Origin of the sequence: Paenibacillus sp. Root52 (assembly GCF_001426865.1) — a bacterium.
Taxonomy (GTDB): Bacteria; Bacillota; Bacilli; order Paenibacillales; family Paenibacillaceae; genus Paenibacillus.
In genome coordinates this window covers 329,980-344,582 of record NZ_LMFO01000001.1, presented here as the reverse complement: position 1 = coordinate 344,582, position 14,603 = coordinate 329,980, and the positions used below count along the sequence as shown (strand labels likewise).

The following is a 14,603-nucleotide window of genomic DNA, read 5'->3' as shown; positions in this document are numbered from 1 at the left end:
AGTGCAGTAGTTTATGACTAACCGAATTTATCTGCATTGAATTATTTTCATTCCTTTGTAGTAAAATGTTTTAGAGTCTTAACTGTAGATATATACCTTGTCTTGCACTAATACTGCTAGCTGATCCCCATGCAGATCTACATCAAACTTAAACGGCTTGTTGGAATCTAATAAAGGAACTTCGATTTCGCTTAACAACTCTAAAGTTTCAATATCCCAGAATTTCACCTCAGCGGCAAAACTCGAATATGTCAGTACCACATCATCATAAATTTTCAAGACATCAATTTCATCTTCATGTGCTTTAACTTTTCTAATCTCATTTCCACTTACCATATCAATCACAGTAAACTCACCAAGCTTTACCAAACTATCACTACATGCCTTATACATGCCTTGTCCGTATTTTCCCATATACTCCTTAGTAGCTCCCCTTCCATCCCTCGGGTGGCTACGTAATGCAAATAGCTTGTCATGCCTAATTTCAAAATGACCAATAGTTCCGGGGATAGTGATAATTTCTTTTTCGTTGTTCAATTCCATTAACTTAGTTTGAAAGGGAACAAAATAATACAATTTTCCATTGTTAAAATGGTAGGTAATTGGACTTTGCTCATATGTAGGGTCTCGATATTCGATCCTTTTCCCCTTCTTTAAACTTCCGTCATTTAGATTAACTTGGCATGATTGTATTACACCAAGACCAACACTATATAAATACAGGATATCATCGTGAACTCCTATCAATTCAACTCGCATATCCCTAAAATGTAACATGGGTCTAAAATTAACCATGGGTCTTTTCATTGGTTGCTGGGAATCGAGCGTGAGAAGTTTATAATAGCTTATTGCTCCCATATCTTTGTGGTTTAAGATCTCAATATCTAGACAGTAAGCATTGTTTCCGTCTTTGATTGTTTTAACAGAGTTTTCAAACTCATACGTACTGTAATGGCTCAACAGATTATTAGTACTTATTTCGTAAATTGCAATTTCATTCTCAATTTCAACCATTAGTACATTGTTAAAGATATGAATCTTTTCTATTGTTTCAAAACTCCTTTTCTGATTGGACTTATTTCTTAATTTATTCCCGTCAATTTGTATACTTTTCTCCAATTTGCTTATGGTAAAGTTATTCCTGATTTTGGTATTGTCATAATCAAAGGTTGAATTAACTGATGAGTTAATTTTTGTTTCTTGAATAGCAGTTAACCTAACATTCTTAAATACAATATTTTTTCCTTTTGCATCAAAGGTTCGATTTCCCATTAAACTCACAGTAGGATTGTTTATACCAACATAATTGATATTGGAATATTGATCGCTAATATTAAATATCTCTGTAGCATCATTTAACAAATAAATGGTTCTGTTAGGCTCCGTGATCTTCTCAATCAGCATATCAAGTTCACTCTGAGATAGAGCTACATATTCAGAATTATTGATAATGTCTGGGTTTGAGGTATATTTATTGAGTACTTCAATTTTTGCTCGTTCTTCCTTATAATGTTGATAATTAAACTCTATTTCTTCAATGTCAATCCCAAAAATATTCGCTATATCTAGAGGTACAGTTAGACTATCCTTGTTAACATCCTGTAATGAATGTAATTCTTTTATATAGTATCTTTGCTCTAACCAAGTAAACAATCTTCCATCTGAAAAATATCTAATTATGGTCTCTATTTCAAAATTCTCTTTCAATTCTTCTATTGTACGAACTTGATTGCCACTTTGCAGTACAATAGGAAATTTAATATTCCGCTTCAACAAAGCATGTACACCCTCTTATCATAATGTTTACTATCCTAGTATTAACTTCGATTTTAATGTATTTTTTATTTTTTACTCTGCGTACCTTCTCATCATGGATTGAATTGCTGCTTTTATTTCTTCTCTCAAACTCTTAGGCTCTATAACTTCAACATTACTACCTTGACTTAATAACCACATCATGCATCCTTTACCATAAACTTTTGCCTCAATTAACCATCCACGATCTAAATTTTCTAGTACTTGAGCATTGGGTAATCTATCTAAAACTGCTGCAAGAGAGGAACCATAAAAAATGAATTTCAAATGAATTAATTCTCCTGCATACATAAATTGAGATCTATTTCTGATTTCTCCTGCTTCAACTCGTTCCCTTTCTCTAATCGAGAAACGTTCATTTATCATTTTAAAATACTTAATACGATCGATTCTAAAATATGCTGGATATTGGTACTTGCTATCCTTTATATAGGCAACTAAATAGAAATAAAATTCTGAGAAAATGAGCGCCATTGGCTTCACCCATCTGAGCGATTGTGTGCCGTCCATACGTTCATAAATCACTTCAATTTGTTGCTGCTCTTTTATACACGTACTAATGTCCCAGAGAATTTTTAACAACGGCTTGCTATGAAATAGAGGTTTATAGTGATGGAGTTCGTTATTAATTGCTCCTTGTATTGCTTTTCTTTCTGCTTCTTCCGCCTGATTAACAATAGCGTTAATTAACCCCTTCATTTCGTCTTTTTGAAAAGCTCTACTTTCCAAGATTATCTTAGTGATTGCTATTATTTCTACTGTAGTTAAATTGCTTTCAGTAGTATCTGATTTCAGATAACCACTCTTTGAATGATCATAGGTAATATGTTCTCCTGAATGCCACTCAGCCAAATATCCCCTAATATCATCAATATCGCGTTGAATAGACCTTGCATGGACACCAAAATCACTAGCAAGAATATACTTATCTACCACCTCCCCTTTCCTAAGTTTGTCATACAATATCAAGATTCTTGAGACTTTTTTCTCTTTGTCCATTTCATCACCACTACTATCTTTTCCTACATTCTATCACATAAGTTAGACACATTCTGTCACTTAGACTACCGTATGTTTCTTTAAATAGATTAAGTTTCTGCTGCTCCATATCTTATTGAACCTCTACCTCTACAACACCCTGAGGACAGACTATAATATGCACTCTCAGTATTGTGAAACTTATTTTTGGCCATTCAAATGTTTTCTAGCTTAATTTACGAAACATTTGTAAAAATTATAAAAAAACTGATATTTGACCTTAGGATCAATCATCAGTTTAAAAAAGTGATTTTATGCAGAATGTAATATGTTTTACTCTTTATATTGGATGCTTTATTAAATAAAAACTCAACTTGTTTGAAGCATTATTCTTCGATATATATTATTTCCATCTTATCTCAAGAGAATTTGTAGAAATGATGTTGAAATTATTTATCTAGTTGACCTCCCAGCTTTAAAAAGTCATTACATATCAGGATTGGGAGTTGTCGAGGTTGTTTCATGCGAATACTTACTATACGTTTTAACAATTAGTAACTTCTAGTTCCTTTTTTAGTTCTCATCCAGATTTGAAAAGTTACATATCAATTTATGACTTCTAATTTGCACACCTCTACTGAAGCAGGTTCACAAACCTCTTGCTGATCGTATGATTGATATCTTCGGGCACAGGTTGTAATCCAGGTTGAAGGGATTCAACATTCGTCAGGATACGATATGCTGCTTGCGAGATCAGCCCAAAGCCCATATCCATAATTTCAATAGGATTACCATCAGCTCCTGCCAAGTTAAGCGGGTTAGCCTGATGCAGCAGATAGATGCTTTTCTCAGCATACGTTATTCGTTCAATACCTTCTTTGACGATCTCAACAGACTTCGAAGCCTTCTTCAATTCTTCCACATTGATTTCAAACCCATAATGTCCTGAGTTAGCAAGAATAGCTTTTTCTTTGAACAACGGAATATGCTGCTCAGTAATCACATCAAAGGTTCCCGTTACCGTGAGGATTACATCAGCTTCAGGAATTAATTCTTGCAATTCGCCAACCAGATGTCCGTCTGTTTTGGCATTCAACAGTTGAATCGGATTAACGTCATACACGAGTGTAGTAGCTCCCAATCCACGGAACTTCTTGGCTACACCGCTTCCACAATAACCATATCCAATAACCAGTACTTTTTTGCCGCCAACGAGAAGACTCGTAGTTCGCATGAAGCCATCGACAACAGATTGTCCAACCCCTAGTGCATTTTCGAAAATTTGCTTCAAGGGCGAATCATCAATCACGATGACAGGATATTCGGGTTGGACACCTTTTTTCTCGATTAATAGCTTACCTGTGCGCGTCTCTTCATTGGCACCAATCGGGTTCCATCCCGGCTGTAATTCATGATGAACAAGAATCAGACTTGCACCATTATCCAAGAAGAGATCAATCTGGTTAGCCATCACCATTTCAAGATAGCGTTTGTGATCGTCATATTGGTCTGCTTCCTTGGCTAGAACCGTCACATTGGGTAGAGAAGCTAAGTATGCTGCTGTATCCTTTTTAGTTGTACCCAGACAACCGACCAAGTAGATATGTGCGGCTCCACCAGCGAGAAGTCCTTCAATCCAGAATCCCGTTTTGGGTTCAATATGCATACTAATTGCAACCGTGATACCTTGGAGCACCTGTTTCTCTTTAAACCAATGATTAAGTTCTGCCACAATTGGCATCCTCTCTCTAAACCAATGCATCCGAGATGCCCCAGCACTAGCCAAACTTGGATCATCAATAATACTATTCATAACGAACCTCCTAGTTAATTACATGTTGTGTTGTAATTCGAGGTAAGTATAATATGATAAAAGGTCAACCAATAAGGACAAAAGTCCGCTTTTTGGGGGCTCTTTTTCTAAATCGTTGTGCAAAGGAGACTTAACTGTATGCCAACTAAGGTTAACCCGGATATCTCGGCCGCCGTTATGAAAGCAAACCTACACCAGATCATTACAGGTGAAGCTATAGCCAATTTGCAAGTAAGAACATACGCAAAAAACGAGACGGTTGTCGTCTCGGGTGATGAGCTAGCATTTTTCTACATTATTATTGAAGGCAGAGTGGCGATTCATAACTATTCCGAGAAGGGGAATGTCGCGGTTGTGGATTATGTAGAGCAAAACGGAGTATTAGGTGATATGGAATTCTTCAATCATTGCAACTATCTTCACACGGCTGTGGCTGTTGTACCAACAACCATATTACTCATTCCACTAGAAGTGGTGCAATCTCATTTAACAACATCAGTCCCGTTTCTCATGCGTATGTGTTCGGTTCTTACAGAGAAATTGATGAAGTCTTCAGTGAAAAATGCAAGATCATTGCTGTATCCAGCCAAAAATAAACTATGCAAAACCATTGTACAAACCTCAGAAAAATTCGAATCTGCAACAATTCCCTTTGTTATGAAGGACATGTCCAGCATGATGGGAATCTCCGACCGCCATATTAGAAGATTGCTCAGTGATCTAGTAGAAGAGAAGATTATCCTGAGACAGAACAAAACGATTCAGATTTTGGACATGAAGCAATTACAGCGATATTCCACCGATTTTTAAAAGATTCCCCAACTACAAGTCTTCTTACGAGGTAGACACTCTGTAGATGATAATATCCAATCCAGTGTCTGTGGCTTTTCCCTCACCAACGAGAATATCGCTATTCAGAAAGGATAATGCTGTACTATTAGTAATGATTGTAGGCGAAGTGCGAAACAATGAAGATTTCAACTTTTTATTGATATTTCCGTTATTCTCGATGTAAATCTCACAGCTTTGTCCGGTAAAATCCTCACCTTGGAGCATATATCTAGCCGACAGAGTATGTCGATCTCCGCCCTTCCCAATGACCTGTGTATCCACGCCACCATTAAGCACGATGCCTTCAAAATATTTACCCGTTACATCTCCTGTGAACGTAATCATAACGACAGAATCATCCTCGCTATTGCGTAGTTCGAACGTTTCTAAGATCTTCACATGAACCGTAAACACTTCTTCTAATTCCATAGTTTCACCCCTTTACTGCATCCTATCATACCATTCGCGGCAAAATAAAGGAAAGAGCCGCTATCTTGTAGCGGCTTCTTACGCTCTAAAGTTGTCAGTTATTAATCCATATGAGATCCGCCGTTGATATCAATTTCCTCCCCAGTAATGTAGGAGGCCTCACTTGAAGCTAAGAAAGCAATGGCTGAAGCAATCTCTTCGGTTTCACCCGGACGTCCCATTGGAATGCCTGCAATTACGCCATCCGCAGTTGGCTGGTCTAGAGATTTCCAGATATCCGTATTCACAAGCCCTGGTGCGATACAGTTAACCGTAATACCATCTGTCGCAACTTCTCGTGCGAGGTTTTTTGAGAAACCTAGTACAGCTGCTTTTGATGCAGAATAGTGTGCTCCACCAAAGACGCCGCCGCCCCGTTTAGCAGATACAGAGGATAGGCTAATGATCCGACCATAATTTTGTTTCTTCATCGGTTCAAGCACGGCTTGAGTACAGAGAAAGAGTCCGAACATGTTTACATTAAATACACGGGTTACGTCCTCTAATGTCATTTCTGCTACGGTTGCCTTCTGGGATATGCCTGCATTATTCACCAAGATATCAATTTTTCCGTACGCTTGCAGTACCTTCTCCACCATGGCCTGATTCGATTCTAGGGTGGTAACGTTAAGCTCAACTCCGATGGCTTCCCCGCCTTCTGCACGAATAGCCTCAACGGTCTCTTGAATTCCTTCTTGGTTGATATCAGCAATAACCAGCTTTGCCCCCTGCTTGGCTAATGTTAGTGCAATCGTTCGTCCAATTCCTCGTTTAGATCCACTTCCTGTGACAATGGCTACCCTGTTATTTAATTCAAACATGTTATACACTCCTTCAGATGGGGTTGATTGCGATCGTTAAGCAAAATTCTTCCTCAATACTTTCGGAAAAAAAGTTATTTTAATAGGGAATGTGCAGTCGCTACGATGTTATCTATCGTGATTCCGTTCATTTCTAGCAATTTTTCGTATGGAGCAGATTCTCCGAATTTGTCCTGAACACCAATTCTGCGGACGACAGCTCCGCCTTCCTCGGCTACAACTTCACTCACTGCACTGCCAAGACCATTCAGGATGTTATGATCCTCCACTGTGATGATTCGCCCTGTACTTAAGCAGTCCACAACAGCCTCGCGGTCTAGGGGTTTAATCGTATGGAAATCTAGTAATTTAACGGATACACCCTCGTTCTCCAACAGTTCCGATGCTTTCAGGGCAAGGTGTAAAGTGTCTCCATTGGCGATGATGGCAATATCTTTGCCGTCCTTCAACTTTTTGGCTTTACCAATCTCGAACTCTTCATCTTCTCCGTAAATGACCGGAACCGTATCACGAGTAAACCGAAGATATACTGGGCCATAATGTTCAGCGGCCTTGGCAACGAGCTTGCGCGTGGAAGCATAGTCAGCAGCCATAATAACCGTCATATTCGGAATCGTACGAAGCACGCCCATATCCTCGATGGCTTGATGGCTTCCGCCGTCATTAGCTGGAGTAAGTCCACCATGGGAGCAAGCAATTTTCACATTCAAGTGAGGATAGCAGACTTCTTGGCGAATCTGTTCAAGCATGCGTAGCGAACCAAAAACCGCATAGGTGCTGATAAAAGGTATTTTCCCCGTTGTTGCGAGTCCTGCGGCAAGTCCTGCGGCGTTCTGTTCGGCAATACCCACGTTGATATGCTGGTTCGGAAGCTGATTCGCAAACTCAGTCGTTTTACATGATTTACCGATATCAATATCAACGACATAGATGTTTTTATTCTTTTTGCCAAGCTCTACAATTTCGTGTCCAAAACCTTCGCGCGTCGCAATTTTTTTCTCCGTTACGTTATATGTGCTCATCATTTCAGACCTCCCGCAATTTCTTCCAAAGCCTGTAGATATTCCGCTTCCTTCGGAGCAACCCCATGCCAGTTACATACATCCTCCATGAATGAAACCCCTCTGCCCTTAACGGTATTGCATACGATGCAGATTGGTTTCCCGTGTTGAATATCACGAATTTCGTCCAATGTATCTACGATCTGTTGCATGTCATGACCGTCTATTCTTCGGGTATCGAAGCCAAAAGCCTTAAATTTCAGCTCCAAATCCAAGTTTGGCATAATCTCATCACAAGTCCCGTCAATCTGTAGGTTGTTATCATCAACAAACACAATTAGATTATCGAGTTGATATTTGTTTGCCGTTTGAGCAGCTTCCCAAATCTGACCTTCCTGGCATTCACCATCTCCCAGCATAGCGAATACTCGATATGACTTGTCGTCCCTTTTACCTGCAATCGCCATGCCTACGGCACAAGAGAGCCCTTGACCGAGTGAGCCTGTTGAGATGTCGATTCCCGGACACTTTTTCATATCAGGATGTCCCTGAAATGGAGAGCCGTACTGTCTGAGCGTGTGTACATTCTCCATTGGAACAAATCCCCGGTGAAGCAATGCAGCGTACTGGATTGGGCATACATGTCCTTTGGATAATACAAAGCGATCGCGGTCTTCCCATTTTGGATTAGCTGGGTCAATGTTCATTTCCTTGAAATACAATGCCGTAACAATATCAGCTGCGGATAGTGAACCACCTGGATGACCAGATTGTGCTTCATAAATCATCGTGATCGCGGTTTGTCTCAACTCGATTGCCTTTTGCTTGAGTTCTTCAATGCTGGACTTGGTCATTATGCTCACCTCATATGAATTTGGTAGTTAATTTTTGTCTTCTTGTTAACTTGTTAACTTGTATCCTAAGTTATTGTAAAAAAAACGAGCACTTTGCTCAGATTCTAATACTCGTTTCACGTGCGGTTACCCTGTTTTAGTTGAATTAGTCTGATCTAATGGTCTACCTGGACTTACTTTATAACTTTTACCGGATTGTTTGACAAGTAACACGATGATAGTCGCACTTATTATCATGCTGATTCCAAGTACTGTCAACCCGAGATTATGGCTACCTGTCATATCATTGATAAATCCTACGAAGTATGGCCCGAAGAATCCGCCGAGATTACCAATACTATTAATCAATGCTATCGCACCACCTGCGGCTGCTCCTGTCAGGAATGATGGCGGAATCGCCCAGAATGGAGAGTAAGCTCCAAATGCTCCACACAAACTAATCGTTAGAAGTGCGAACGCTCCTATCAAACTGAAATCTGCAACATATACACTTGCCATCATGGCAATCGCACTAACCGTCAAGCAACCAGCTACATGGAATTTACGTTCGTTTTGTTTATCTGAACTTTTGCCGACAAGATACATGACAACCATCGCACACAGATACATGAATCCAAGCAACCAGCCAATACTCTGTAAAGACCAACCTGTCGATTCAGTTAAACCTCTAGAAATGGTTGGCAGGAACATGTTAATTCCGTAATAACCAAACATCCAGAAGAAGTATCCCAGTGCCAAAATAAGTACATCCTTATCTCGCAATACTTCAAGGAAAGTAGGCTTTTTAACTTTTTGTTTCTCCAGTGCCTCTTTACGGGTTACATCCAACAGCCAAGTCTTCTCTGCGCCTGTCAACCACTTGGCATCTTCGATACGATCCGTTAAGTAGAAGTAACAGATAATACCGAGAATCACTGCTGGAATCGCTTCCAAAATAAACAGCCATTGCCAACCTGACAAACCGAGCCAATCAATTTGTAGCAAGAACGTTGATAACGGTGAACCGATGGCGTTGGCTGCTGGAATCGCAATCATAAATCCAGCAATCGCTTTTGCGTGATGCTTGGATTGGTAGAATCCACTTAAATAATGCACCATGCAAGGGTAAAAACTCGCTTCAGCCACACCCAGTAAGAAACGAACGATGTAGAATTGGATGGGCGTTTGAATAAATGCCATAATGACGGCGATAATACCCCAGGAAACCATAATGCGGCTAATCCATCGTCTTGCACCAATCTTAGACATCATCGCACTGCCGGGTACCTCAAGCAGGAAGTAACCTAGAAAGAAGATGCCTGCACCAAATCCATACACAGCCTCGGAGAATCCGAGGTCTTCATTCATTCGTAATGCCGCAAATCCAATATTTACGCGATCCAGAATTGAAATGGCAAAACACAAAAACAAGAATGGGATCAAACGTAATGTTACTTTGCGGACAGTCGACTTCTCCAATTGCTGCAGATCCATATGAAATCCTCCCGTGAAATAATTCATTCCGTGGTTATATTAAACGCTTACAATTTCATTTTCAAAAAAATAATGTCCTACATTATCGACACAACTCACTGAAATGAAGCGTTTCCAAATACTTGTGATGATATGCACCTCCTGTTAATTTGTAATCTTGTTAATTTGTAATCTTGTTAACTTGTATCCTAAGTTTTTCTGTTTTGAATATAACAATTAACTTTTTAATTGTCAATAAGTTATTTTTTCAATTTTTTATGTATTAAAAACAACAAATAATCCCTATGCTAGATGCGATGCATAGGGATTATGATTAATCTTTCCAATAACGATTAAAAAGATTCTGCATGTGCTGTTTCATGAGTTTGGAAGCCGTATCTGCCTGCTTATTTTCAATAGCATCAATGATTTCCTTATGCTCGCTAAAGTTAGTATCACGGTAGTCAGGGCGGGTTACCGTTCGATCGCGGATAAATCTCCACATTTCCTGCTGTTTCATCGCTTGAGTGATGACCGTCATGAACTGAATGAACAGATCATTGTGTGAAGCTCTAGCAATCTCCATATGCAAGCGTTCATCCGTCTCCGGTACATAGTGTCCACCTGCTGTCTCTGATTCCATCTGTTTGATGGTTTCTCGGAGAAGCTGAATCTCGTCTGCCGTAGCCCGTTGTGCTGCCATACTGGCGATAAGTGGTTCTATATTCATTCGTGCTTCAACAATATCCTCGGGGGATACGGAGTTGATGAAAGACTCGTCCGTTACCGCCTCATCCTGAGCGATCGTGCTTTTGACATAAACGCCTTCGCCCTGTCTGGAATAGATGTATCCCTTCATTTCCAGAGCGCTCAGTGCCTGTCTAATTGGAGCACGGCTTACCCCGAATTGTGCGCATAGTTCTCGTTCTGTTGGCAACTTGTCCCCAATCTCGAACGTACCTGATTGTATTTCAGAGAGAATCTGATCGTAAATTTGAATATACAGTTTATTGCTTGATACGCGATTAAATTGTATTGAAATCACTTCCCTCTGTTAGTTTCATTACATCTAATTACCAAAATGCTATATCAATAAACATTATATAAATTAGAACCTTGTTAGACAACATGATAATTAGACAAATCGCTGGAATTCTACAAAAGTACATGGTTTGGACAAGCTTTTCCATTATTTTTCACACGAGGGCTATTCAAACAACAACTTGGTGTTAAAAACCAACAAAAAAACATGACCGCCACAGAGCGATCATGTTTTCTTCCAATCCCACATCTCAATGCATAACCATTAAGACTTAGTAGGCAATATATTTTTGTCAAATTCGACTTCGAACAGATATTCGTCCAAATCAACCTTCATCGCTTCATTGAAGATGTTCGATGCAATCATCTTGCATCCGACCGTGGTGATTAGCACAATCTCTTCTGAGGAGAATTCGCTTCTTAATTTATCGTAGATAGACTCATCAATGGAGTTTGGATTGTTAACCAATCCACGACCATAATCAATCAATACTTTTTCGATTTCAGTGAATTCGAACTCATTGAAACTGATGTTCAGATCGCGGAGAAGCTTCGCATGATAGGTGGAGCAGACCAGACACTCATTCTCGGTCGAGATAGCATAACAGTAAAAATAGATAGCGCGACTGCCTATAATTTTTTGTAGCTCATTACGCACCGGATAAAACTCCATCGCATCAAAAGACGGCATGGAATACAACAATGTTTTAACCATATTCGTTACTCGATTGCCATTTTTGATTCGCTCATCCACAAAGTTCTTGGCTTCTTGAGACATGTCTTCATATTGTAATGCGGGTACCACACTGCTCATGTAAAATTCCTCCTCTTAAGTAAAGTTAATATAACATCTGGATGTAACCATTTATCGTTTTGAGAGCTTATTGAAATTGCGGAATATTAATTCTTGGAATAGCCTCAATCAATGACCGGGTATACTCATGCTGCGGATCGTGGAAAATTTGCTTGGTCTCCCCCGCCTCCACAACTTCGCCAGCTTTCATGACCATCACGCGATGCGAAATGCTATAGATCACCTCAAGGCCATGAGCGATAAATAGATAGGATACACCCTTCTGCTGTTGAAGCTTCTTCAGCAATTCGAGAATCTGTGCCTGAATGGTCATATCGAGTGCAGAGGTCGGTTCATCACAGACGATAACGGCAGGTTCTGCTGCAAGTGCTCTGGCAATGCCCACACGCTGACATTGTCCACCAGACAGTTCTCCGGGATATCGCGATTTGAACTCACGGGGTAAACCAACATCATCCAACAATTCGTCCACCCTGTTATCGATTGCTTTGGCGTTCATCTGAAAGTACAGCTTCAGTGGTTCAGCCACGATTTCTCTGATCTTCCATCTTGGATTCAGGGAAGAGACCGGATCTTGGAATACATATTGGATGCTGCGCTTGTCAGAGCGAATACGCTTCGTGCCACTTAAGGCTTTGTCGCCCAAGATGATCGAGCCTGATGTAAGTGGAATCATGCCAGCGACCATTTTTGCAACCGTCGTTTTGCCACTGCCGGATTCACCAACGATGCCTAATGTCTCCCCTTGCCCTAGATAAAACGAAACATCTTGTACCGCGGCAAAATCGGTGCCGTTCCTCGTCCGATATACCTTATGAAGTCCCTCAGCCTCCAACAGATGTTTGCTCATATGTCCACCCCCTCAAAATAAATACGGGGCATGCTGTTTAGCAGCTGCTTGGTGTATGGATGTTCCGGTCGCCCGAATATCGCTTCCTTCGTACCTTCTTCAACCAGATTGCCATGTCTCATCACGATAACACGGTCAGCAATCTCGTGAACCACACCAAGATCATGCGTAATGAACAGCACCGTCATGCCATATTGCTCTTTCAGCTTCAGGATTAACCGCAAAATCTGAGCTTGAACCGTCACATCCAATGCTGTTGTCGGCTCATCTGCAAGCAGCAATTCAGGTCGGGAAGACAAGGCCATCGCAATCATGACACGCTGCCTCATTCCACCAGACAACTGAAATGGATACTGCTTCACAACCTCATCCACATTGCGAATCTCAACTTGAGTTAACCAGGATTTCGCTTCTTCAAGCGCGGCTTTTTTGCTCATTCGCTTCGGCGCATGCAAACGAATGACATCCACCATTTGGGTTCCAATCGTGTAGACAGGGTTTAACGCACTCAGTGCATCTTGGAAGACCATGGCAATCCGTTTGCCACGAATACGTTGCATCTGTTTCTCATTTAAGGTCAGCAAATCCTGACCGTCGAACCAGATCTGCCCATGGGTATATTGTGCAGCAGGTCGTGGTAACAATTGCATAATTGATTTGGCGGCAACGCTCTTGCCGCTTCCCGACTCACCAACTAGGCACAATATTTCACCCTCACGGATATCCAAGGATATATGATGAAGCACGTCCGTATGTTGGTCACGCTTGGTGAAGCGAATGCCCAATTCATTGATGCGCAGGAGTGATGTGTCTGTCATTAGCTTCTCTCCTTGCTAAGGTCGAATTGCCCCACATTTGATTCCGGTTGCTTCAGAAGCCGCTGTAAGGCTTCATGGGCAAGCACAAGATCAAATATGGACAGACCGAACGCATTAAACATTATTTTACGATCAGAGTGCCGCTGGATTGCCGGATCAGGCTCAGCCAGAAGTGTTTCTAACAGGGTTACCTTACCGCCAATTTCCGGTGTCTTGCGTGCAAGACCGAATAACGACTGACTGCTAGATGGAACGCCGGCTTCATAATCATCACATACAATATGGTCAAATGATTCAATGGCTTCTGCATCAATATCACGCATGCCGATATGAAGATACAAATGACCTTGAACAAAATGGTCTGCATGTAGGTAAGGAGTGGAAGCGGATGTCGCCCCGACCACAACCTCAGCACAATCAAGTCGTTCCGGAAGAGAAGCATGGACACGGCTCCGAATACCCCGTTTTCCAAGGATATCTGCGTGATTTTCAAGCAACTTCTCTGCATGCTGCATCGTACGACTCCACACATGAACTTCCTTCAGTTCAGGCATGAACGGCACAATACTGCGAAGCTGGTGACTCGCCTGAAATCCAGATCCACAAAGGAATAATGATGATGCCTTTGATCTTTCCAACGTTTTGATCGCAGTCGCGGATACTGCGCCTGTACGGAGCCCGCTAATCAACTCTCCTTCCAAGAGTGCAAGCGGTCTGCCCGTTGCTAATTCATTGAGCACAACGACAGGATGCGTATAAGGTATCGAAGGATCGGAGTGTGGAACATGCGAAGTCCATTTCAGTCCAGCCACGCCTTCCTCTGCGAGGTACGCAGGCAAGGAATAGAAAGATCCTGCTTCCCTTGCTCCAGCAGCCATCGCTACCTCTTGTGCACCCACTGCTGTTCCCTCGGCCTTCTGCCTGAAGGTTCGTTCAATCAGATGTTGTGCAACCAATGGATCGGCTATCCTACTTTGCTTAATGCTTTCTCTTGATACGAAGTACATTCGCTCCATTCTCCTTCCTGCTGTGACATCATTTGTTGCT

Annotated in this window: 14 protein-coding genes; 1 reads left to right on the top strand and 13 read right to left on the bottom strand. The window is 41.1% G+C overall.

Annotated features, from left to right (window positions below):
* Positions 1–78: 78 nt before the first annotated feature.
* The 3 genes from ASD24_RS01545 to ASD24_RS01535 form a co-directional block, all read right to left on the bottom strand.
* Positions 79–1,776, bottom strand: coding sequence for a hypothetical protein (locus tag ASD24_RS01545; protein ID WP_056690465.1), 1,698 nt, complete (start codon positions 1,774–1,776; stop codon positions 79–81).
* A 72-nt stretch (positions 1,777–1,848) separates the two neighbouring features.
* A complete protein-coding gene (locus tag ASD24_RS01540) occupies positions 1,849–2,814 on the bottom strand; it encodes a helix-turn-helix transcriptional regulator (RefSeq protein ID WP_056690462.1) in 966 nt (321 codons plus the stop codon).
* Between the two features lie 613 nt (positions 2,815–3,427).
* A complete protein-coding gene (locus tag ASD24_RS01535) occupies positions 3,428–4,606 on the bottom strand; it encodes an adenosylhomocysteinase (RefSeq protein ID WP_056690459.1) in 1,179 nt (392 codons plus the stop codon).
* Between the two features lie 138 nt (positions 4,607–4,744).
* Here ASD24_RS01535 and ASD24_RS01530 point away from each other — a divergent pair, with 138 nt between their 5' ends.
* The gene (locus tag ASD24_RS01530; RefSeq protein WP_056690456.1) at positions 4,745–5,416 is read left to right on the top strand and encodes a Crp/Fnr family transcriptional regulator; all 672 of its coding nucleotides are present in this window, start codon (positions 4,745–4,747) and stop codon (positions 5,414–5,416) included.
* A 24-nt stretch (positions 5,417–5,440) separates the two neighbouring features.
* On the opposite strand, the gene ASD24_RS01525 is transcribed toward ASD24_RS01530, so the two are convergent.
* The 10 genes from ASD24_RS01525 to ASD24_RS01480 form a co-directional block, all read right to left on the bottom strand.
* Complete coding sequence (locus ASD24_RS01525) at positions 5,441–5,866, bottom strand: DUF3237 family protein (RefSeq protein ID WP_056690453.1); 426 nt, start codon at positions 5,864–5,866, stop codon at positions 5,441–5,443.
* A gap of 101 nt (positions 5,867–5,967) precedes the next feature.
* Complete coding sequence (locus ASD24_RS01520) at positions 5,968–6,726, bottom strand: SDR family NAD(P)-dependent oxidoreductase (RefSeq protein ID WP_056690449.1); 759 nt, start codon at positions 6,724–6,726, stop codon at positions 5,968–5,970.
* 74 nt (positions 6,727–6,800) lie between these two features.
* Positions 6,801–7,751: a transketolase family protein gene (locus ASD24_RS01515; RefSeq protein WP_056690446.1), complete on the bottom strand. Its 951-nt coding sequence runs from the start codon at positions 7,749–7,751 to the stop codon at positions 6,801–6,803.
* Positions 7,748–8,581, bottom strand: coding sequence for a transketolase (locus ASD24_RS01510; RefSeq protein WP_056690443.1), 834 nt, complete (start codon positions 8,579–8,581; stop codon positions 7,748–7,750). Before ASD24_RS01510 ends, ASD24_RS01515 begins: the two co-directional genes overlap by 4 nt.
* Before the next feature lie 126 nt (positions 8,582–8,707).
* Positions 8,708–10,054, bottom strand: coding sequence for an MFS transporter (locus ASD24_RS01505; RefSeq protein ID WP_056690440.1), 1,347 nt, complete (start codon positions 10,052–10,054; stop codon positions 8,708–8,710).
* A 313-nt stretch (positions 10,055–10,367) separates the two neighbouring features.
* Complete coding sequence (locus tag ASD24_RS01500) at positions 10,368–11,078, bottom strand: FadR/GntR family transcriptional regulator (protein ID WP_056690437.1); 711 nt, start codon at positions 11,076–11,078, stop codon at positions 10,368–10,370.
* Between the two features lie 261 nt (positions 11,079–11,339).
* Complete coding sequence (locus ASD24_RS01495) at positions 11,340–11,888, bottom strand: carboxymuconolactone decarboxylase family protein (RefSeq protein ID WP_056690434.1); 549 nt, start codon at positions 11,886–11,888, stop codon at positions 11,340–11,342.
* A gap of 67 nt (positions 11,889–11,955) precedes the next feature.
* Positions 11,956–12,738, bottom strand: coding sequence for an ABC transporter ATP-binding protein (locus ASD24_RS01490; protein WP_056690431.1), 783 nt, complete (start codon positions 12,736–12,738; stop codon positions 11,956–11,958).
* Entirely contained in the window at positions 12,735–13,556 is an 822-nt protein-coding gene (locus ASD24_RS01485) for an ABC transporter ATP-binding protein (RefSeq protein ID WP_056690426.1), read from the bottom strand. The genes ASD24_RS01490 and ASD24_RS01485 overlap by 4 nt, the downstream gene beginning before the upstream one ends.
* Complete coding sequence (locus ASD24_RS01480) at positions 13,556–14,563, bottom strand: ornithine cyclodeaminase family protein (RefSeq protein ID WP_056690423.1); 1,008 nt, start codon at positions 14,561–14,563, stop codon at positions 13,556–13,558. Before ASD24_RS01480 ends, ASD24_RS01485 begins: the two co-directional genes overlap by 1 nt.
* Positions 14,564–14,603: the final 40 nt, after the last annotated feature.

Excerpts from the sequence above, each read along its gene's own strand:
- ASD24_RS01540 (WP_056690462.1), bottom strand. The coding sequence starts at position 2,814 with ATGGACAAAGAGAAAAAAGTCTCAAGAATCTTGATATTGTATGACAAA.
- ASD24_RS01535 (WP_056690459.1), bottom strand. The coding sequence starts at position 4,606 with ATGAATAGTATTATTGATGATCCAAGTTTGGCTAGTGCTGGGGCATCT.
- ASD24_RS01530 (WP_056690456.1), top strand. The coding sequence starts at position 4,745 with ATGCCAACTAAGGTTAACCCGGATATCTCGGCCGCCGTTATGAAAGCA.
- ASD24_RS01525 (WP_056690453.1), bottom strand. The coding sequence starts at position 5,866 with ATGGAATTAGAAGAAGTGTTTACGGTTCATGTGAAGATCTTAGAAACG.
- ASD24_RS01520 (WP_056690449.1), bottom strand. The coding sequence starts at position 6,726 with ATGTTTGAATTAAATAACAGGGTAGCCATTGTCACAGGAAGTGGATCT.
- ASD24_RS01515 (WP_056690446.1), bottom strand. The coding sequence starts at position 7,751 with ATGATGAGCACATATAACGTAACGGAGAAAAAAATTGCGACGCGCGAA.
- ASD24_RS01510 (WP_056690443.1), bottom strand. The coding sequence starts at position 8,581 with ATGACCAAGTCCAGCATTGAAGAACTCAAGCAAAAGGCAATCGAGTTG.
- ASD24_RS01505 (WP_056690440.1), bottom strand. The coding sequence starts at position 10,054 with ATGGATCTGCAGCAATTGGAGAAGTCGACTGTCCGCAAAGTAACATTA.
- ASD24_RS01495 (WP_056690434.1), bottom strand. The coding sequence starts at position 11,888 with ATGAGCAGTGTGGTACCCGCATTACAATATGAAGACATGTCTCAAGAA.
- ASD24_RS01490 (WP_056690431.1), bottom strand. The coding sequence starts at position 12,738 with ATGAGCAAACATCTGTTGGAGGCTGAGGGACTTCATAAGGTATATCGG.
- ASD24_RS01485 (WP_056690426.1), bottom strand. The coding sequence starts at position 13,556 with ATGACAGACACATCACTCCTGCGCATCAATGAATTGGGCATTCGCTTC.
- ASD24_RS01480 (WP_056690423.1), bottom strand. The coding sequence starts at position 14,563 with ATGTACTTCGTATCAAGAGAAAGCATTAAGCAAAGTAGGATAGCCGAT.